A 21,428-nucleotide genomic window follows, 5' to 3' on the forward strand; every position below is an offset into this window, starting at 1 on the left:
AGTTTCACAGATTAAATTTTTATTAATGTGAGCTGTATGGAATATGAATAATAATAAATTGCGATTTTGGGATTTTTCGTTGTTGTGGTGCGGAGCTTCAATATCCATAACTGAGATACTAACAGGACAGATCATATCCTCTTCAGGTTTTCAAAAGGGATTAACTGCTATTATACTGGGAACCATTACAGGTGCTATAATATTTGTACTTGCAGGAATAATAGGAACCAGGGAGAGAATATCAGGGATAGCCTCTACGAAAATATCATTTGGAACATATGGAACTTATATATTTTCCGTCATAAATATATTACAACTTGCAGGATGGCTGACCATCATGATAAAATATACTGCCAAATATATAAATCAAATAAGTACCATGTTATGGTCCGTTGACAATATAGTATTGTGGACCATTATAACAAGTATATTGATTGTAATATGGATAATTTGTGGAATAACAAATTACAAGAACGTAAACAATGTAACTGTTATATTATTATTTATATTAACTTTTTTTTTGGCATATATTATGTTTAAATGGAACAAAATTCTACCTGGTGCTGAACATGGTGAAATATCATTTGGAAGGGCATTTGAACTGGTTGTTGTAATGCCTCTGTCATGGATGTCAAAGGTTTCTGATTATACAAAATTTTCTATAAACGTTAAACAGGGAGCAATAGGAAGTTTTATAGGATATATATCAGGAAGTTTGCTTATGATGATCGTAGGACTGGGTATAGGCTGTATTTTTGGAAATTTGGACATAATGGGGGCGCTGCTCTCAAGAAACATGGCATTTTTAACATTTGGAGCCATTATGTTATCTACTATTACCACTGCATTCATGTATGCATATTCTGCAGGCGTTACAATAATGAATATGATGAAGATCCACAATAAAAAAATACTAAATGAAAAGACAATAGCTGTAACTATAACTATAATAGGAACTGTTATTTCCTTGATTTTCAATGTAAGTAACTATGAGAATTTCCTTTACAGCATAGGTATCGTATTTGCCCCGTCCTTTGCCATATTATTGACGGACTATTATATGATGAAGCAAAATATTGAAGCACAAAAAAATACACATCCAAATATTTTGGCTTTTATATTGTGCATCTTTGGTATGTTCATGTATTATTTATTCATTAAAATAAATTTTGTATTTGGAGCCACCGTACCAAGCATGATAATAATATCAATAATTTATCTCATTGTTAAAAAGAAATTAAAAATATAAAATATGGAGAAGTTGTAATGTTTTTATAACAGAGCAGCAAGAAAAGACAGGATTTACATTGGTGACTGGTATATAATATAGAAAAACTCAGAGGAGGGAGCTGAACCTGAATGAATTATAATGCCTGTATTAGAAAATCCATTGAATATATAAATGATAATTTGGATAAAAAAATGAGGCTTGAAGATATTGCGGGGAAGGTGTTTCTGTCGAAGTTTCATTTTCATAGAGTCTTCCATGTTGCTACAGGGGAATCTGTAGCTCAATATATAAGAAGAAGGAGACTTGAAGAAGCTGCGAAGGAGCTTGTAAATACAGATAGCAAAATTGTGGATATAGCATTGAAATATCAATTTAGTTCACAGGAATCTTTTACGAGAGCATTTAAAAAGCTTTATGGAACACCTCCCAGAAAATTCAGGAAAAATTCAAACAATGGTATTGCTTTTATGGCAGCATAAACACAGTAAAGGAGTGGTTTGATGAGTTATGTGCCGGTTGTTGTTGAACGTACGAATTCTGGAGAACGTTCCTATGATATATATTCCAGACTTTTGAAGGACAGGATAGTAATGTTGAATGATGAGATAACGGATGCAACGGCAAGTGTCATTGTGGCACAGCTTTTGTATCTTGAATCCGAGAATCCCGATGAGGATATCAATTTTTATATAAACAGTCCAGGAGGATCTATTACTGCAGGTATGGCTGTATATGATACAATGCAGTATATAAAGCCGGATGTGTCAACTATATGTATTGGTATGGCCGCCAGCATGGCATCTTTTTTACTGGCAGCAGGTGCAGGAGGGAAAAGATATGCACTTTCCAACAGTGAAATATTGATTCATCAGCCATCAATATATGGAGGAATGCAGGGGCAGGCCACGGATATAGAAATTCACACCAGATGGCTGCTTGAAACCAAGAAAAAAATAAACAGAATATACAGTGAAAGAACAGGAAAACCTATTGAAAAAGTAGAAAAAGATATGGAAAGGGATTATTTTATGTCTGCAAAAGAGGCTGTGGATTACGGAATAGTAGACGAAGTGCTTTTGAAAAAATAATGTCATAGTTAATATTAAAAAGGGGCCTTGAAAGAAGCGTTCACTTAGGGATTGAAGAAAAACTTAACTGAACAGCTTCAAGCGGGGCAAAAAAGACCAGTCACAATCAGGCATGAATGCTTGAATCGGCTGGTCTTTTTGATCAATTATCATCTCTAAATGGATACCTTGAGCAAGGCATCATAGTTATAAATTTTAATGGCATCTTTGTTGTAGTCAAAATTCAGTTTATCAAGTTTATCTGATAAGCATTTTTTAGCATACGAAGGATTGCTATCAGTGTTTTTTGCTTCTAGTAAAATAATTTGTTCTGACTTTCTCATTGGATGAATAACCATCCCATCAAATTCACTTAATTTCTTTCCAGGCAAATCTTTTTGATAAATTAATATGCTTGAAGGTATTGTAATACTTGTATCATTAATATCATCTTGTATTAGACAGTCAAGCATAAATTCCACTTCATGACGTTCATCGGTATTTCCATTCCCTTTTGCTAAAAGGGATTTAATTTCAGCAGTACGTTGCTTCTTACCTCGTGTGCATAACACACAAATTTCAGGGTCAACTGTTGCTTTAATTACGATTGGATTTTCGCCAAATAAATAATAGAGAAAAAATTTACTGGCGAGTAAATATCGTATGTCTGCATTTGATGGGTGTGCAACTCGGCGCAAATATTTAATTGTAGATTTTAATACTCGAAACGATGTAAGAGCTTTATTCTGGCAATTCTTTTTTATTGAAACAAGTATTGTTCGTTCTCCAGAATTTCGATCGTAGTACCCTACTCTTGAGTTATTTATACGTTCCAATTCCAACAACAATTCTTGTGATAATTTTTTGTCCTCAGCAGTAAATGTTAATTTCAGAATAGCATCTGATGAATAATCACGTGTTTGGCGATGTTGTTTATTAAAAATGCTTTTTGAACATAACCAAAAATCAGAATAGTATTCTTTATAGTTAATACTGTCTTCTTTAGATAAAGTATTGACGATTTTTCGTGATATTCTATAGTAGCAAATAGCGTTTGAATTCTCATTATAAACTGTATCATCAAGCATTTTCCCAATAGAAGTAATTAATCGATTTGCAGGTAATTGATCATTATAAATTGATAATAGCTCATGAAATAGGATAAGAACCGATTCTTTATTGCACAAGTCAATTGTAATGGGCATATTTGCAATTTGTAAGTCATAAGCGATATAGGAAACATTGCGAACAGAGCGAAAAACTTTAAATATGAAATGCAGTTTACTACTATCACTAATTGAGTTTTCATTAAGATATGCATATATAAGTTCCTGTGCCAATATGACAGATTGTTTGCTCTGATCACAACGTTCAAGGACAAGTAATGAATTCAATAAATGTAGCCTATGATAATTTTGCTCACTCAATAAAGACTCTGCAGCTACTCTAAATCGATGGCTATTAGAACTATTCAATAGTTTATTTCTAAAATCCACATTTTCTTCTGCAAGCATTACAACTGCTCGCGAAGCAGTAAAGGTATTATAAAAATGTCCTAGATTATAAGCAATTGTAAGGATTTGCAACATATCCCCCACAGTTGGAGTTTCTTTTTCTGATATATATTGCATATTATCCCCAAATTCCTTACCCTTTACAGGGTTATTATATGTTAGCTCGAGCTTGGTCTGTAAATTTTTCTTTATTAGCTGATGAAAATATAATTGTAATACAGTATAGTCAAATCGAGATTTCCTTAGATTTTTGGGAACTCTAATAACACCAAGCTGAGGGGTATTTTTTAGTCGCTGAATAATACCAATTTTTGATAATTCATTATATAGCTCAGTTGCATAATTGTATAAATCAACTTTTACTTTTAAGTTGCTTTTTCTTGGTTTTTGTTTCGGAAGTAAATCATGTTCAATAATCTTTCCCATACAAAATGCTCCTTTATCATACGGTATAGACTACACCAACCCTAAATACTTCTCAAAGAATATCATTAGTTTTTCGATAATTCCTTGCTTTTTCGCGGCTCTGCCTCCGCCAAAGCGGGATACAGGTGGCATGATTTTATCAATGGCTGTACCGGTCGTCTTAAGCATTCCATCTCGGAAAGCATTGTCGATGAAACGGCGGGTTTCTTCGGGCTTTAATTTTTCTTCTTCTATAATTGCTGAAATATCCGCTTCCTTACGCTCATGGAGGAATTTACGCCAATCTTCATCTACTTTGGTCGATACATTGACTTGCTCAATAAAACGCTCGATAAGTTCTTTCTTACTTCGAAGTTCAATACTCGAATTGATAGCCTTATCAATGGTCGTAAGAATGGTTTTATCCTTGCAGCTGGATTGTTGATATTTGGCTACAAGCATAAGGATGTAGTCAATATTTACCTCTATCTGTTTGACCAGTTCAATCTCGAAAACTATGTCATCATTGATAGTTTCTTTGTCACCATCAGCACCTTTTCTATATTCCTGATACAGGTCAATATAAATGCTCTGATAGTCCTGAAAATCCCTTTCAGATAAAATCTCATTTCCTTCAAAGTCATCGAAAGAAGTAAGAATATTTCTGAGCCTGAGTATTGCTCCATATAACCTGATAAAGTCTTTTTCCGCTTCTTCTCCGAGAATAGGTTGTCCAAGGGGATACTGTGTTGTAAGGGTTGCAATCAGTTCAGCATAGCCCGGCTTGTGTTCACCTTTTTCATCATATCCCTTATAATATTCATCGAATGTTTTTAACAGTACAATACCGCCAGCATCCTTATTGCCGAATAGTGCAATAGCTTTGTCTGTTTCTTCTTTCAAATCTCGGAAACAAACGATATTACCATAGGTCTTAACGCTGTTTAAGATGCGGTTAGTCCTTGAAAACGCCTGAATCAGTCCATGCTGCCGCAGATTTTTGTCTACCCATAGTGTATTCAGGGTTGTTGCATCAAAGCCTGTCAGAAACATATTGACAACAATCAATATATCAATCTCCCGATTCTTTACACGAAGAGAGAGGTCTTTATAATAATTCTGGAACTTGTCCGAGGAAGTATCGTAATTTGTACTAAATGTGGAATTGTAATCTCGGATAGCCGCATCAAGAAAATCTCTGGAGCTTTGGTCAAGGTTTTCCATATTAAAATCCTCTTCAGGCAACAGTCCATCTGGCTCTTCTTCATTTGCACTAAAACTGAAAATAGTTGCAATGGTAAGGTTACGGTTCTTTTCCGCTATCTGCTTCTTAAACTCATTATAGTATCTGATTGCCATTGGGATGGATGCAGCAGCAAATATGGAGTTGAAACCGGCAACTCGCCTTGTTTCACGCTTTTCTATCATCTTTTTAGGGTTGTGCTTCTCTGCTTCTTCCCATTTCGCAGAGAATGTGTAATAACTATTGCGCTTCGTCTTTTGATCAAAGTGTTCAAGAACGTAAGAAACAATTTCACTGATTCGCTGTGGATCTGCTAAGGCTTTTTCTCTATCTATGCTATAGACTTTTTTATCATTAACGTAATCAGGCATCTTAATGGTATTGATAAAATCTATTCTAAAAGGCAGAACATTCCCATCATTGATGGCATCCACAATGGTATAGGTATGTAGCTTTTCTCCAAAGGCCTGCTCGGTTGTACGGAGCAGTGGGTTACCGCCTGAACTAGCATTAGCAGCAAAAATTGGGGTTCCCGTAAAGCCGAAGATATGATAGTTCTTAAAGCTCTTCGTGATAGCTTGATGCATTTCACCAAATTGGGAACGGTGGCACTCATCAAAAATCAGCACCACGTGTTTCTTATAAATATCATGCTGTTTGTTTTTACGGATGAATATATCCAACTTCTGAATAGTGGTTACAATGATTTTGTATTCATGAGAATTTCCTTTTTCATCCCTGTCCTCCAATTGTCTTTGAAGAACTCTTGTGGACGTATTACCGTTAGCAGCTCCCTTTTCAAAACGGTCATATTCCTTCATAGTCTGATAATCCAGGTCTTTACGGTCAACAACAAACAGTACCTTGTCTATGTAAGGCAAGACAGAAGCTAATTGGGCTGTCTTAAAACTGGTCAATGTCTTACCAGAGCCTGTTGTATGCCAAATATATCCTCCAGCTGCAGTTGTGCCCATCTTCTTGTAGTTGGTTGATACTACAATACGTGATAATATACGTTCTGCAGCAGCTATTTGATAAGGACGCATTACAAGGAGCAGGTCTTCAGATGTAAAAATACAATATTTTGTCAGAATGTTTAAGAGGGTATGCTTGGCAAAAAATGTTTTAGTAAAGTCCAGAAGGTCAGGAATAATCCTGTTATTTGCATCTGCCCAAAAGCTGGTGAACTCAAAGCTGTTGCTTGTTTTTTTACTTCTTCGTCGCTCACTGCTCCTTTGTTCCTTGATATGAGCATTTCTTGTGGTGTTGCTATAATACTTTGTATGGGTGCCATTTGAGATTACAAATATTTGCACATACTCAAATAAACCAGAAGCCGCCCAAAAGCTGTCACGCTGGTATCTTTTTATCTGATTGAATGCTTCTCGGATAGCAACACCACGACGCTTTAACTCCACATGAACTAGTGGAAGTCCATTTACAAGGATTGTTACATCATATCGGGTTTCATGCTTGCCACTTGCTTCTTCGTATTGATTAATAACCTGCAAGCGATTGTTATGGATATTCTTTTTATCCAAAAGGTATATGTTTTTTGTTGTTCCATCTTCACGTTTTAGAATCTGGATATGGTCATCCTGAATTTTTCTGGTTTTTTCAACAATACCCTCATTTGTATTGGCAATACATTCTGTGAAAAACCTCTCCCATTCGCTATCAGTAAATGTAAAATCATTAAGCAGTTCAAGTTGTTTTCGAAGATTTTCTATCAATGAAGCTTCATTGTGCACTGAAATATATTCATATCCTTGGGAAGTCAGTTGCCTAATAAACTCCCGCTCAAGTTCTGCCTCACTCTGATACTTTTCAGGACGGACATTATATTCAGCTGCATATTCAGCAACAACCGTTGCTTCGTCAGTACTTGCAACGATGTTGTATATACTCATGCCGTCACCTCCTTGAAAGATAACAGTTTATCCCTGTAATATTCATATTGCTTTTGCCGTGCTTCGATTTCAGCAGGAATGCCGCTGGTTAAGTCGTTGCAGAGAGCGTCAAAGCGATCAAGGATGCTAACGATGCGTTCCTGCTCTTTTATAGGAGGGAGGGGAACTTTATATTTATCTGTTACAGGAATTGATATTTGTGGCATTTGCATATTATTAGCTATACGTTGAAAATAGTTCACATTTTTTGAAAGATAATAGTATACAAATTTAATATTGACATTTTTATTTTCACTATAATATGACCAGAATTCATTTTTATGGCTAAATGGCTTATCATAATACTCAAATTCAATAATTCCACGTGACTTAACAATTATAGAAGGGTTTAAATTAATATCTTTTTTTTGGATATCTTTAAAATCAACATCCGCATAAGTTTTACCACCAGCAAATATTCGTACTTCACCATTCTTTTTATGTAATTGTCTCATTTTTTGTGCTGTTATATTTGTTCCCTTTGTACGTATTAAAAGATCACTTATAGCAAGTCTTGGCACATCATCACCAAACGTAAGCAGAAAATCCCTATAATACTCATACTGTTTTCTTCTTGCTGTAAGCTCTGCTGTAAGCTCTGCTGTAAGCTCTGTGAAATTGTCCAGAATACGGACAATTTCCTGCTGAACAGGTAGAGGGGGAAGGGGTATAGGGAAACTTCTAATAATTTTTGCGTTAATATTTGACTGTGAACCTTGCCCAAGTGCTTTCAGCTCATTGTAATTATTCGCAAGCCAATAATAGACATATCGATATAAAGCTTTGTTTTTATCTACCTGAAGGTTGCAACAAGCTTGATTTGTTGTTAAGGGTATTTTATTGATTGCAACTTTTGCAGCTGTTGCTCCATACATTGCTACGATAACACAGTTCTTGGGGATCCATTTTGCAGAAGAATTATTAAGTCCTTCTTCGGTAATTTTTATACCTGTATCTAAAATGTCAACCCAATCGACCTCTTGTGTCCGTAACCATGCAATATCTCCGCCATAATAATCACTTCTAGATGTGTTTGGCGTACCACCTGACGAAATTTTAGTACAAACATTCTCAATTGTTGTATATTCTACTCCATCTGGACAAAGTTCAGCAATCAATTCATCTAACTTACTCATTTGCCCACCTCAATTTCCGCAATAATCTTATCTATTTCTTCCCGCAAAATCTGCTCTCTCGCCACAATCTTTTCTATCTCAGCATTGAGGGCAACAATATCAATCTTTTCTCTCGTATCCTCTTGTTCCACATATGTTGAAACAGACAGGTTATAATCCTCTTCAGCAATTTCGCTGTTTGGCACAAGTCTGGCAAAATGTTCTATATCCTTTCTTTCTTTGAATGCATTAAGGATGGTCTCAATATTTTCCTGTGTTAGTTTGTTGTTATTCGTAACCTTGACAAATTCCTTTGATGCATCGATAAATAAGGTACTATTTTCCGATTTAGATTTCTTTAGAACCATAATGCAGGTAGCAATGCTGGTACCATAGAACAAGTTATCCGGTAACTGAATGATACAGTCGATATAGTTATTGTCAATCAGGTACTGCCTGATTTTCTTTTCAGCACCACCGCGATACATTACACCGGGGAAACATACAATAGCCGCTGTTCCGTTTGTTGCAAGCCAAGAAAGACTATGCATAATAAAAGCAAGGTCTGCCTTGGATTTAGGAGCCAATACTCCCGCTGGAGAAAAACGGGGATCGTTAATCAAAATAGGATCATTATCGCCCTTCCATTTAATAGAGTAAGGTGGATTTGATACAATGGCTTCAAAAGGCTCATCATCCCAATGTTGCGGATCTGTTAGTGTGTCCCCAAGAGCAATATCAAATTTGTCATAATCAATATCGTGCAGGAACATATTAATTCTGCACAGGTTGTAGGTTGTAATGTTGATTTCTTGACCGAAGAAACCTTGACGTACATTTTCTTTTCCTAAAATTTTTGCAAACTTTAGCAGTAGAGAGCCAGAACCGCAAGCGGGGTCATATACCTTGTTGACTTCAGTTTTTCCTACTAATGTTAAGTGGGTAAGGAGTTCAGAAACCTCCTGTGGCGTATAGTATTCACCGCCACTTTTTCCGGCATTGGAAGCATACATACCCATTAAGAATTCATAAGCATCACCGAATGCATCTATGGTATTGTCTTTGTAGTCTCCCAGCTTCATTTCTCCAACAGAATTCATTAGCTTAACCAGCTTTTCATTACGCTTTACTACAGTGTTTCCTAGCTTATTGCTGTTAACATCAATATCGTCAAACAGACCTTTGAAATTATCTTCACTCTCTGTTCCTTGGGCAGATGCTTCTATATTACTGAAAATCTGTTCCAGTGTTTCATTTAAGTTTTCATCGTCCTTTGCACGAGCTCGGACATTTTCAAAAAGCTCGCTGGGTAAAATAAAGAAGCCTTTTGTCTTAACTAAATCCTCTCGTGCCTGTTCTGCTTCTTCGTCGGATAACTTAGCATAATCAAATTCCGTATTGCCAGCTTCCCATTCTCCGGCGTTAATATAGGCAGTAATATTTTCAGATATGTAGCGGTAAAACAGCATACCTAGAACATATTGCTTAAAGTCCCATCCATCTACACTGCCTCTTAGATCATTTGCCATATTCCATATCGTGCGGTGTAATTCCGCCCGTTCCTGTTCTTTTCTGTTATTTTCCATAACTCTACTCCCTTTCTTCAACCATATTAGGCACTAATTCCATGATATCTTTAAAATCAACGCCAAGCGCCGTACAAACCTTTACAAGAACGTCCATACTGACATATTCGTTTTTAGAAAGCTTTGAAATTGACGATGGACTTATTCCCGCAGCAGCTTGTAAATCTTTCTTCTTCATATCGCGGTCTATTAACAATTTCCAAAGCTTTTTATAGCTAACGGTCATCTTGGTCACCTCTTTATATATGTTTTTTCCATTATAGCACATTTTCTTCAAAAATAACATGATAATTCTGTGTTTGTGAAGTAATTTTACAATGTTAATAAAGATAATGATAGTTGTGTATGCCTTTATTTTGATTATTATTTAAATAAATACTTTTAGACAAAAAAGTCTGTAAGTCTATTTGTAAAACCAAAGTCAAAGTTATAACATTCAGCCTTCTTAAATTTAATACCACTTTCGCTCAAATTTGAGCAAAAACACAATCATTACAGCCGTCTGTACCTTAGAAAATAGACAGGCTGTTTTTTTATTTTAAGGGGTTCGAATCAATAGAATTCTTCGCTTATGGATGAGGATGGAAAATATTTTTCTAAAATCCTCAACTAATGTGTTCTACCAAGGCTATAAAGTGAGAGGAAAAATAATCCCCCAATGAAAGCATAGTTTTTCTCTCACTGCTCCTTGACAACTGAATACCCCGAAATGCAAGAGATATTTCAAGCAGAATATGCCATGACGATAATTCCGAGCGTATTCCTTGAAAGATAACGAGGTTGTGTCAAACAAGGCAAACCCTCTGGAACAGTAGCGTTTCGGGTCATATATAACAGGCAAGGAGGTGAAGTAACTGAAAACAAAATATGATAACTTGCCACAGGTGCTTAAAGATAAGCCACAGTTTTGCTGTTGGAAATATGAAGAGCGAAGTGGCAGAAAAACCAAAGTTCCCTATAATCCAGTAACAGGAAAAAGGGCAAAACCAAATAAACGTGATACATTTAAAGATTTTAGTTCGGCGATAGCTGCTATAAGTAAATATGACGGTATCGGATTTTTGGTGGGTAATGACATATGTGTTATCGACTTAGATGATTGCTTTGATAGCAGCGGTAAGCTTAAGCCTGTTGCCCAAAATGTTGTAGAGGCTTTTAGGGGTTGCTATATGGAACACAGTCCATCTGGAAAAGGGCTTCATATTTTCTTTAAGGCCACAGGCTTTAACTTTGACAAAACAAAATACTATATCAACAACAGAAAGCTGGGAGTTGAGGTCTATGTGGCTGGAGCAACAAACCGCTTTGTTACCGTAACAGGCAATGTATTTGCAGATGGTGATATAGCGGAGAAATCGAATGAGCTTCAGATGATACTAGACAAGTATATGCTACGTCCTACCCCTGTGAAGCAAATTCTGGATAGAGAAAGCCAATCCTATCTGTCTGACAAGTCTGTTATTGAGAAGGCTTTAAAATCGGCAAACGGAGAAAGGTTCAAAGCATTATGGCAGGGAGATACATCTGGTTATGCTTCTGCCAGTGAAGCTGATTTGGCACTTTGCGGTATGCTGGCATTTTGGTGTGGCAGAGATATTGGACAGATAGACAGACTTTTCCGGCAGAGCGGCCTAATGCGAGATAAATGGAATAGACCGCAGTCCGGTAGTACTTATGGAATGATAACCATAGAAAAAGCTATCGCAAATGCTACTGAAATATACAAACTAGGTGGTAAGCGTTCATCAGCTACAGAAGATTTTGGAGAATGTTCCCTTGCTGACTTTAAGCCTGAGAGTAACAATCGCTACCCTTGGACGGATATTGGGGCAAGCAGGCTGTTTGCTGATTATTATAAATCTTTTGCCCGCTATGTTCCTGAAAGGAAAATGTGGTTTTGCTACGAGAATGGCATTTGGATTCCTGATGTCGGTAATCTAAAAGTAATGGAAATGTGTAAATCATTGGCTAACCAACTACTAACCTATGCTTTGACTATTCAAGATGAACATCAAAGAAAGGCATACATTGACTATTGCCGAAAATGGCAGTCAAGAAGATACAGGGAAACGGTGCTTAAGGATGCACAGAGCGTATATCCCATATCAATGGCTGAATTTGACCAAGACCCGCTTATGCTCAACTGTGCCAATGGAACATTGTTTTTAACATCCATGGATTTTCATCCCCACAACAGCGAGGACAGACTCACAAAGATATCTGGTGTTAAGTATGATCCAGAAGCAAAAAGTGAGCGATGGGATAGATTTATTCATGAGATTATGAGCGGAGATGAGGAAAAGGCAAAATTCCTCCAAAAGGCCTTTGGCTACAGTATCAGCGGAGACACTCGGTATGAATGCCTGTTTGTTCTCTATGGTGCTACAACTCGAAATGGTAAAGGTACGCTATGTGAGAGCATTCTTAAGGTATTAGGCAGTTATGGCTGTACCGCAAGGCCAGAGACTATCAGTCTGAAAAAGAACAATAACAGTTCAAGTCCAAGTGAAGATATTGCCCGGCTTGCAGGAGTACGCTTTGTGAATATCTCCGAACCTAGCAGAGGACTTGTCTTAAATGCTGCACAGGTAAAAAGCATGACGGGTGGTGACACCATTAACGCAAGGTTTCTACATGAGAATTCTTTTGACTTTTCGCCAAAGTTTAAGCTGTATATCAACACCAATTATCTGCCCGTTATTACGGATATGACGCTGTTTTCTAGTGGCAGAGTGGTGATTATTCCTTTTGAACGACACTTCGATGAAAGCGAGCAGGATAAAAACCTAAAACGTGAATTCGCCAAACCGAAGAATCAGAGTGCTATCCTCAACTGGCTAATTGAAGGCTATCAGTTGTTAAAGAAGGAAGGCTTGACTTTACCTGATTCTGTTAAGACAGCAACGGAGGCTTATAAACGTGACAGCGATAAAATAGCATTATTTTTCGAGGATGCCTTGGAGGAAAGTCCTAACAGTGAGGTGCGGACATCCGAAGTGTATGCCCGGTATCAGCGGTGGTGTAGTGCCAATGGATGTTATTCGGAGAATGCAAGAAACTTTAAACAAGCATTAACAGCTATTGCCCGTGTAGAACGGAAACGACCACGTTCTGGTGGTGGAATGACCACAATGCTTATCGGATATAAGCTGACTGAAGAAGAATTTCTTCTTATTTAAACACAGTGTAGCAGCTTGTAGCAAGAAAAACAGGTTATATAAAAAATCGCTCTCGTATAGAGAGTTTAGTTTTTACCTGCTACATCTTGCTACAAAGCTTAAAACCACTAAAACACTGGATACAACTCCATGTGTTAATACCTGCCCCTAGGGGAGGTCAAATCTCCACACCTTTACATCTGGACAACGGGCGTGGGGCAACGCGTAAAAAAACGCAGTTTCAAACGGGGTATATACCCCACATTTAATAGAATTTAGGAGGTAAACGATTATGGCAACATCAACAACTTATAATAGAGCGTTTTGGAATGTTATGAAAGGAAAAGAAGAAAATAATCAAAATCTAAGCGAGGGCTTTGATAATGCAGGAGCTTATGTCGCACCAGATGAGTTCAGAGAAGGCTTTAACACTGCTTTGGCAAAGGAGAATATATTCCGCAGATTTGCCACTGTTATCAATCTATCTTCTGCAGAAGGTAAAATTCAAGCGGTATCCTCAACGGGTACAGCAGATTGGGTTGAAGACGGAGATCCAATCCCCGAAAGTGCCGATACATTTACACAGTTTCTGGTGAAATCATACAAGCTGGCATCTCTTATCAAGCTAAACCGCTCATTCGTCACCGATATGAACTTTAATCTAGAAAAATATCTGATGGGTGATTTTGCGAAGCGTTTTGGCAAGGCTGAGGAAAATGCATTGCTTAATGGAAATGGCACAACTCAGCCAACAGGTATCCTTACGGCAGACGCAGATGTAACTACAGCAGACAATAGTACCATCTCTTTTGATGAGATCATCTCTCTGTATTTTTCATTAAAAGATGAATACCGAAATAACGCTGTGTTTATCATGCATGATAATACAGCCATGCTTCTTAGAACCCTTAAAGATACAAGCGGTAGTTATCTGTGGAATTCTTCGGATAACACCATCTTCGGAAAACCTGTAGTTACCTCTCCATATATGCCTACAGTATCAGCAGGAGCAAAAAGCATTGTATTTGGAGATTTATCATACTACTGGCTGATTGAACGTCAACCAATAACGATAAAAAAATTAAGTGAGTTATATGCATTGCAGGGGCAAATCGGATTTTCTGCTTACGAGAGATTGGATGGGAAGTTGATTCAACCGGATGCTCTGAAAATATTACAAATAAAAGCTTAAATAATGGATTAGGCACTGAGTCATCAATTCGGCTCAGTGCCAGTTCCATCAAAACATCGGACAGGAGGTCACGATATGGAAAATCAAAGTAACAGCCGCACAACCAAATCCGATATCGGAGGTACGGTCTATGTGGTGGAATCACGAGTAAGTGATTCAGCAAAGGAAAGTGCATATTCCAAGCTGAAACGACTGATTACAGTCAACGCAAAAAACCTTTCAAAGTTATCTGATAGTTCATATAAACCCACGGAAATCAACTCGACTTCTTCAAGGTAGTACGGTAATATACATAGTGCTAAACCGCTTGAAGACTGTCGGAAATGGAGGATAAAAATGAATAGACAGTCAACATTTAGCACTATACGTAAATCAACATTAGCATTTGAAGAAGCAAAAATTACTGCTCTTTACTGCAGGCTTTCACGTGATGATGAGCTTGCAGGAGACAGCAATAGTATAGTAAACCAGAAGGCAATTCTAAAAAAGTATGCTGAGGACAACGGTTTTCGCAACATCGAATTTTATGTGGATGATGGGGTCAGCGGTACAACTTTTGATAGACCAGACTTTAACCGCATGATTGCTGATGTAGAGTCCGGTAGAATTGGAACGATTATCATCAAGGATATGTCCCGATTCGGCAGGGATTACCTTAAAGTAGGATATTATACCGAGATTATGTTTCCTGAAGCAGATGTACGATTCATTGCTATTAACAACGGTATTGATAGTGCAAACCAAACGGACAGTGACTTTACACCTTTTCTTAACATTATTAATGAATGGTACGCTAAGGATACTAGCAAGAAAATCCGTGCTGTGTTCAAATCCAAGGGACAATCTGGTAAGCCACTCTGCACCAATCCACCTTACGGTTATATTAAAGACCCTGAAGATAAGTTGCACTGGATTATAGATGAGAAAGCCGCCGAAGTGGTCAGAGATATTTTCCGACTGTGCATGGCTGGCTTTGGCCCCACGCAGATAGCAAAGCAACTTGAAAAGCGATGCATTGATACACCTACGGTTCATCTTCGCAAAATGGGTATTAACACTCCAGCAAGACCACCTGAAAACCCATATGCTTGGTCGGCTCGTACCGTAGCAGATATTCTGGCTAAAATGGAATATCTAGGTCACACGGTAAATTTCAAGACTTCTAAAAAGTCATATAAGAGCAAAGTCAAGATATTGAATAATCCAGAAGATTGGCTGGTTTTCAAAAATACCCATGAAGCAATTATTGATGAGGGCACTTGGGAAACAGTGCAGAAAATCAGAGATGGCAAGCGAAGACCATCACGATTAGGTGAAATGGGAATGCTCTCTGGCATGATGTTTTGTGCCGACTGTGGAGCAAAGCTGTATCAGGTTAGAGGAAAGGGATGGACACACGATAAGGAATACTTCGTTTGTGCTACTTACCGCAAGAAAAAGGGTATGTGCAGTTCACATCAGATACGCAATGTTGTAGTGGAACAGATTTTGCTAGAAGACTTAAGGCGTGTAACCTCCTTTGCCAAAGACCATGAACAGGAATTCATCCGTATAGTTATGAATAATTCAGAAAAGGAACTTGCCAAAGAACTCCGCCAAAGTCAAAAGGAGTACAAACAAGTACAGACTCGCATTGCTGACATAGACAAAATCATTCGAAAGCTATATGAGGACAATGTGATGGGCAAAATTCCCGAAGAGCGTTTTTACAAGATGTCGGCTGAATATGAAGCCGAGCAGAAGGCGTTGGAAGAAAGGATAACCAAATTAAAGCATACCATTGATACAGCAAATGAACAGTCCCTCAATACCGACCGCTTTTTGGCACTGGTTAAAAAGTACACAGAAATTACAGAATTGGATGCAGAGATTATTCGAGAATTCATTGACAAAATTATAGTATTCAAGGCTGAAAAGGTAGATGGCCGCAGAACCCAGCGGATTCAAATTTTTTATAACTGCATTGGCGCTATCGACTTACCAAAATAAACGAAAAAACGGCATAGCCGAATATCAACGACTATGCCGAATTTTTCAGGAATTATAAATCCCTATCTGACCGCTCCAAATAGAGGCCTTTTTTTACATTTAAATGGATTTTTTAAGCCAATTATTATAATATATAGATATAAGAATTTTTAATTAAGTGATTCTTAGGTTCAGATGGAATTTGCTTATAAGAAATACTTTTCTCCACCTGAACCTTAGCAGAACTTATCCGATGGCTGCCAGTTTTTATCTCCCGCTTTGAGAAGCTGGGAGCATTAGCAATGGTAGCGTTCGGATATATAGAAAAGGAGAAGATTTTATTATGGAAAATAAAATTCTCGTTGTATACTATTCTCTTGAGGGGAATACAAAATTGATAGCCGAAGCTATTTCAAAGGTTGTGTCTAGTGACATATTGCAGATAAAGCCTAAAAAAGATATAAATCCCAAAAGCAAGATGAGATATCTGATAGGAGGCAAGAAATCTATAACTAAGGAAAAACCGGAACTTCTGTCTTATGATGTAAAAGCCGAGAATTACGATGTCTTATTTATTGGAACCCCAGTATGGGCCGGAAATTTTGCTCCTGCCATGAGAAGTTTTTTTGCCAGCACAAATTTAAAACACAAGAAGATAGCTCTGTTTAGCTGCAACGGTGGAGGTAATGGAAAAACATTTGAAAATATGAAAAGTGAACTTCAAGGAAATGAATTTTTAGGTGAAATTGAATTCAAAAATCCTCTTAAGAATGATACAGAAAAAAATATAGAAAAAGCTAAAAAATGGGCTGAGGATGTCTGTAAAAGATTGTAATTGATTACATGGGGGCATGATGGTGAATTTACAGCATAAAATATTTCAAAGTGAAAAATGCAATATACATTATTGGCACAGGCCGGGCAGTACCTCAAAGTATGTTATTTTCCTGCACGGTGCAGGCTGTGATCACAGGATGTTTGAGCCTCAATTGCCGATTTTCGATTACTCGTACAATTTACTTTTGTGGGATGCACGCGGTCATGGACTGTCAAAACTTGCTTCGGGAGACAAATTCCGCTTTGATGATATGCTAAAGGATTTTTTCAAATTATGTGGAATGTATGGGATTAAAAATGCGGTTCTAGTAGGTCAATCCATGGGCGGCAACCTTGCCCAGGAGGTACTGTACCAAAAGCCGGAACTTATTTCAAAACTTGTGCTCATTGATTGTACTCGAAATACCGGCAGGCTGTCTATAACAGAAAGACTTATGTTGAAATTGACAAAACCTATACTTTATTGTTATCCATGGAAAATGCTAATAGACCAAAGTGCCAATGTCTGCGGCAACACTGAAGCTGTAAAAGCGTATGTACGGGAATGTTTTTCACAGATGAAAAAGAGGGATTTCATCGAGGTTATGATATCCCTCACGACATGTCTGCGTGAAGATGAAGCATATCGTTTTCCCAAACCCGTGCTGCTTCTTTGCGGAGAGGAGGATAGATCTGGAAATATTCAAAGAATTGCAGCTTCCTGGGCTGAAAGTGAGCCCAATTGTACGCTGTGTATGATAAAAAACGCCGGTCATAACTCAAATCAGGATAATCCTAAGGCAGCCAACAGGGCAATTTGTAAATTTCTTTTAATCAATTCACAGGAAAACCATATCAAGTAATCCTTAGGTTCAGATTGTTACGCCACTGTATTGACTACACGTCAGTATCAAGCAGTGTTTTTAAAGCCTCCAGGAGCTGTCCTTCATGGATATGGCATGCTTCATTAAATTCTGAAAAGGGCAGATTAGTCCTTTTCTTGCTTTTCAATTATATATAAATTATTGAATAATGTTTTCAGATATGTTATTGTTAAAATAGTATTATTAATAAATTTAGATATTTCATTTCGGTTGAATCAAATTTCTGTTTGATTTCAAGAGAATATGACTTTTGGGGTGGAAAGTCCTTTTAAGGGCTTTCTATTTTTTTGTCTGGAAGGAGATGTATTATATTGGAAAATGTGTTGCTGGATATTGTGTTGATCCTCATATTTACAAGGATAGGGGGTATTATAAGCAGAAAGCTAAAAATGCCTGAAGTTCTAGGAGCATTGATGGCAGGTGTAGTACTTGGTCCAATTATGTTGAATGTTGTACAGTATGATGATAATATTAAGCTTTTGTCAAACATTGGAGTAATTATGATTATGTTTCTTGCAGGTCTTGAAACCAACGTAGAAGAATTTAAAAAGGCGGGATTTTCTTCATTGATAATTGCCACAGCAGGTATAGTACTTCCACTTGTACTTGGAACCTTAAGCGCATATCTATTTTTTGACAATTTTTTGGAGAATGTATTTGTAGGGGTTATTCTAACTGCTACAAGTGTGAGTATTACAGTAGAAACTCTCAAGGAACTTGGAAAGCTGAACACGAGAACCGGTATAAATATTCTAGGTGCAGCGGTTATAGATGATATATTGGGGCTTATTCTCATATCTGTAGTTCTTGCAGTAGGTCAAAGCCCTGGAGCTGGGGCAAGTGCCGGAGCTGCAGAAGCATTATCCATTGCGTATGTATTTATAAAAATAACTTTATTTTGTGTTTTTGCCATAATCGGAGTAGTATATCTGCCCAAACTTATAAATAAATTCAAGGAGCATATAAAACCAGGCAGGGAACTGCTTACTTTTTCCATAGCTTCTACCCTGCTAGTGGCATATGTTGCCGAGGTTTTGGGTATAGCGGCTATTACCGGTGCATATATATGCGGCCTCATGTTTTCATCATTTGTCTATAAGGAATATCTGGAGAGAAACATAAAGGCAATTTCGTCAGGATTTTTATCCCTTATATTTTTTGCCAGTGTTGGGATTGAAGCAAATCTAAAGGGAATTAATCTGGAAGTGCTTTTTATTACCATAGTTATGTTTGTCACAGCAGTATTTGGAAAGCTGATAGGGTGTGGTGCTGCCGCAAGGTTTCTTAAGATGAGCAGGAGTGAATCGATTCAAATTGGAACAGGTATGATTTCAAGAGGGGAAGTTGCTATAATTACTGCCAATATAGGTCTTCAGGAGGGAATAATTACGGAGGAAATATTTCTTCCAACCTTAATTGTTGTAATTTTAACTACAATTATAACGCCTATTTTACTTAAATTGGCATTTTCTCATAGAATAGAAAAAAAGGTGAATTGTTAAACAATTAATTTGAACTTTGTTGACAAAATAGTGTATATAGTATATAGTGTGTATTATATACATATACACTGGCACTAAAGATATTGAAAAAAGAGGTATGATATGAAAATATTAATTTCAAATACATCTGACAATCCATTGTATAAACAGATAAAAGATCAAATTAAAGATGCAATTTTTAGAGGAGAACTGGCTGAAGGTGATAAGCTTCCATCCATTCGAAGTTTTGCCAATGATGTGAAAGTCAGTGTGCTGACTATTAGAAGAGTGTATGATGAACTGGAACAAGAAGGTTTTGTAACAAGTCAGGTGGGGGTAGGCACTTTTGTTTCAGCAGAAAATTTGGAATTGCTGAGAGATTCAAAACGGCGCATTGTGGAACAAAAAATGCAGGATATGATACAAACAGCTAAGATGCTGGGTATCAGCAAAGAGGAATTAAATGAAATGATGGATATTTTGTATGAGGAGGAGTGAATGTGAACAATATTTTAGAAGTTGAGGGCCTAAACAAGTACTATAAAAATTTTTCACTTTCCAATCTTAGTTTTACTTTGCCGGAGGGTTGTATTGCAGGTTTTATAGGAATCAATGGGACAGGTAAGACAACCACTATACGAACTATTCTTGGGTTGTCCAAAAAGACTTCCGGCAGTGTAAAAATTTTTGGAAAAGATATTGAACATAATGAGCATGAACTGAAAAATCGCATTGGAGTAGTGTTCGATGAGGGTTTTTTTTATGATGAACTGACTATGGCGGAGATGAAAAGTATAATTTCACCTGCTTATTCAGGCTGGAGTGAAAGGGACTATAGAGCATATATGGAACGATTTTGTCTGGATCCGCGTCAAAAAATTTCTACACTTTCAAAGGGCATGCGTATGAAATTTGCACTTACCCTTGCACTGTCTCATGGTGCTGAACTTCTAATTATGGATGAGCCTACCAGCGGACTTGACCCTTTAATTAGGAGCCAGTTTTTGGATATAATGGCAGATTACATGAAGCGGGGAGGAAAAGGTGTACTTTTTTCTACTCATATAATATCCGATTTGGATAAGATAGCTGATATGATTATTCTCATACATAAGGGTGAAATTTTATTTGAGAAGGAAAAGGATTATTTACTTGATAATTATCGCTTGATAAAAGGGGATAAGAGATACGTTGATGAGAGCAGCAGAAATTTATTTTTAAAGTTGACAGCAACGGACTTCGGTTTCACAGGGATTACCCATAAAATATATGAAGTCAAAAAAAACATGAAGGACATTTTAGTTGAAAGGCCTACAATTGAAGATATCATGCTGGCCTATATTGGGGGAGGAGAGGATAATAATGCTGTTTCATCTCATTAAAAAGGATTTTTTGCTGGCCAAAAGATATGTTGTGATCATGCTGTTTGTGTCGGCCGCAATTCCTCTATTCATTCTATGGCGTGCTCCTATGTTTACGGGACTTGTTTCTTTCCTGTCCACAGTCATTTTTACAGAACTTATACTTTATCAATATGTCTCATTGGCAGAGGCTAAATATCCCGAGGTAGATGCGTTGTTATGTGCAGCTCCATATACCAGAAGTTCAATTGTGGAGGCCAAGTATGCATTCTTTTTAGTGGTTTTTATTATTTGCTTTATTGTATATAGTGTACTGGCATTTTTCATACCGCAAATAGGAAAACTTGATTTGAGGACAGTTTTATCTGTATTTCTTTTTTGTGCCATTCCCTATGGAGTATATATGCCCTTTCAATTTAACAAAAAGGGCGTAATTCTCCTATCTTCTATAAGTGGGA

The 21,428-nt window shown here is 37.2% G+C and carries 18 protein-coding genes and 1 other annotated feature; of the genes, 13 read left to right on the top strand and 5 right to left on the bottom strand.

Features of this window, described 5'->3' with window-relative positions; all coding sequences use genetic code 11:
• Window positions 1-43 precede the first annotated feature (43 nt).
• The 3 genes from ACFHWD_RS08265 (at window position 44) to clpP (ending at window position 2,319) form a co-directional block, all read left to right on the top strand.
• Window positions 44-1,249, top strand: coding sequence for a cytosine permease (locus tag ACFHWD_RS08265; protein WP_378061371.1), 1,206 nt, complete (start codon window positions 44-46; stop codon window positions 1,247-1,249).
• Window positions 1,250-1,359: 110 nt separating this feature from the next.
• A complete protein-coding gene (locus tag ACFHWD_RS08270; RefSeq protein ID WP_378061373.1) occupies window positions 1,360-1,710 on the top strand; it encodes a helix-turn-helix transcriptional regulator in 351 nt (116 codons plus the stop codon).
• A 21-nt stretch (window positions 1,711-1,731) separates the two neighbouring features.
• Window positions 1,732-2,319 (top strand): ATP-dependent Clp endopeptidase proteolytic subunit ClpP, encoded by a 588-nt coding sequence (gene clpP, locus ACFHWD_RS08275; protein WP_378061375.1) that lies wholly within the window; start codon window positions 1,732-1,734, stop codon window positions 2,317-2,319.
• A gap of 155 nt (window positions 2,320-2,474) precedes the next feature.
• On the opposite strand, the gene ACFHWD_RS08280 is transcribed toward clpP, so the two are convergent.
• From ACFHWD_RS08280 to ACFHWD_RS08300, 5 genes are read right to left on the bottom strand one after another with little or no spacing between them, the layout of a single operon-like run.
• Window positions 2,475-4,238: a hypothetical protein gene (locus ACFHWD_RS08280; RefSeq protein WP_352524996.1), complete on the bottom strand. Its 1,764-nt coding sequence runs from the start codon at window positions 4,236-4,238 to the stop codon at window positions 2,475-2,477.
• Window positions 4,239-4,268: 30 nt separating this feature from the next.
• Entirely contained in the window at window positions 4,269-7,370 is a 3,102-nt protein-coding gene (locus tag ACFHWD_RS08285) for a type I restriction endonuclease subunit R (RefSeq protein WP_378061377.1), read from the bottom strand.
• Entirely contained in the window at window positions 7,367-8,545 is a 1,179-nt protein-coding gene (locus ACFHWD_RS08290) for a restriction endonuclease subunit S (protein ID WP_378061379.1), read from the bottom strand. Before ACFHWD_RS08290 ends, ACFHWD_RS08285 begins: the two co-directional genes overlap by 4 nt.
• Window positions 8,542-10,110 (bottom strand): type I restriction-modification system subunit M, encoded by a 1,569-nt coding sequence (locus tag ACFHWD_RS08295; RefSeq protein ID WP_378061381.1) that lies wholly within the window; start codon window positions 10,108-10,110, stop codon window positions 8,542-8,544. Before ACFHWD_RS08295 ends, ACFHWD_RS08290 begins: the two co-directional genes overlap by 4 nt.
• 4 nt (window positions 10,111-10,114) lie before the next feature.
• Window positions 10,115-10,336, bottom strand: coding sequence for a helix-turn-helix transcriptional regulator (locus tag ACFHWD_RS08300; RefSeq protein WP_013810668.1), 222 nt, complete (start codon window positions 10,334-10,336; stop codon window positions 10,115-10,117).
• A gap of 658 nt (window positions 10,337-10,994) precedes the next feature.
• Here ACFHWD_RS08300 and ACFHWD_RS08305 point away from each other — a divergent pair.
• The 10 genes from ACFHWD_RS08305 to ACFHWD_RS08350 form a co-directional block, all read left to right on the top strand.
• Window positions 10,995-13,289, top strand: coding sequence for a phage/plasmid primase, P4 family (locus tag ACFHWD_RS08305; protein WP_378061383.1), 2,295 nt, complete (start codon window positions 10,995-10,997; stop codon window positions 13,287-13,289).
• Between the two features lie 271 nt (window positions 13,290-13,560).
• Window positions 13,561-14,460, top strand: coding sequence for a phage major capsid protein (locus ACFHWD_RS08310; RefSeq protein ID WP_096635884.1), 900 nt, complete (start codon window positions 13,561-13,563; stop codon window positions 14,458-14,460).
• Window positions 14,461-14,535: 75 nt separating this feature from the next.
• A complete protein-coding gene (locus ACFHWD_RS08315) occupies window positions 14,536-14,739 on the top strand; it encodes a transposon-encoded TnpW family protein (RefSeq protein WP_071441617.1) in 204 nt (67 codons plus the stop codon).
• A gap of 57 nt (window positions 14,740-14,796) precedes the next feature.
• Complete coding sequence (locus ACFHWD_RS08320) at window positions 14,797-16,449, top strand: DUF4368 domain-containing protein (RefSeq protein WP_378061386.1); 1,653 nt, start codon at window positions 14,797-14,799, stop codon at window positions 16,447-16,449.
• Between the two features lie 322 nt (window positions 16,450-16,771).
• Window positions 16,772-17,263 carry a flavodoxin family protein gene (locus tag ACFHWD_RS08325; protein WP_378061388.1) on the top strand — a complete coding sequence of 164 codons (492 nt, stop codon included), beginning with the start codon at window positions 16,772-16,774 and terminating at the stop codon, window positions 17,261-17,263.
• A gap of 16 nt (window positions 17,264-17,279) precedes the next feature.
• Window positions 17,280-18,107 carry an alpha/beta fold hydrolase gene (locus tag ACFHWD_RS08330; protein WP_378061390.1) on the top strand — a complete coding sequence of 276 codons (828 nt, stop codon included), beginning with the start codon at window positions 17,280-17,282 and terminating at the stop codon, window positions 18,105-18,107.
• A gap of 229 nt (window positions 18,108-18,336) precedes the next feature.
• Window positions 18,337-18,393, top strand: a sequence feature (sodium ion sensor (DUF1646 type); this cis-regulatory element may regulate processes involved in with the transportation of sodium ions).
• Window positions 18,394-18,439: 46 nt separating this feature from the next.
• Window positions 18,440-19,630 (top strand): cation:proton antiporter, encoded by a 1,191-nt coding sequence (locus tag ACFHWD_RS08335; RefSeq protein ID WP_179977388.1) that lies wholly within the window; start codon window positions 18,440-18,442, stop codon window positions 19,628-19,630.
• 102 nt (window positions 19,631-19,732) lie between these two features.
• A complete protein-coding gene (locus tag ACFHWD_RS08340) occupies window positions 19,733-20,107 on the top strand; it encodes a GntR family transcriptional regulator (protein ID WP_150356774.1) in 375 nt (124 codons plus the stop codon).
• A gap of 2 nt (window positions 20,108-20,109) precedes the next feature.
• Window positions 20,110-20,991, top strand: a complete 882-nt coding sequence (locus tag ACFHWD_RS08345; RefSeq protein WP_378061393.1) for an ABC transporter ATP-binding protein — start codon at window positions 20,110-20,112, stop codon at window positions 20,989-20,991.
• The coding region (locus ACFHWD_RS08350; RefSeq protein ID WP_378061395.1) for an ABC-2 transporter permease at window positions 20,972-21,428 on the top strand (457 nt) is incomplete at its 3' end. The genes ACFHWD_RS08345 and ACFHWD_RS08350, both read left to right, overlap by 20 nt.

It is taken from the genome of Clostridium sp. MT-14 (genome assembly GCF_042436595.1).
GTDB lineage: Bacteria > Bacillota > Clostridia > Clostridiales > Clostridiaceae > Clostridium_B > Clostridium_B aromativorans.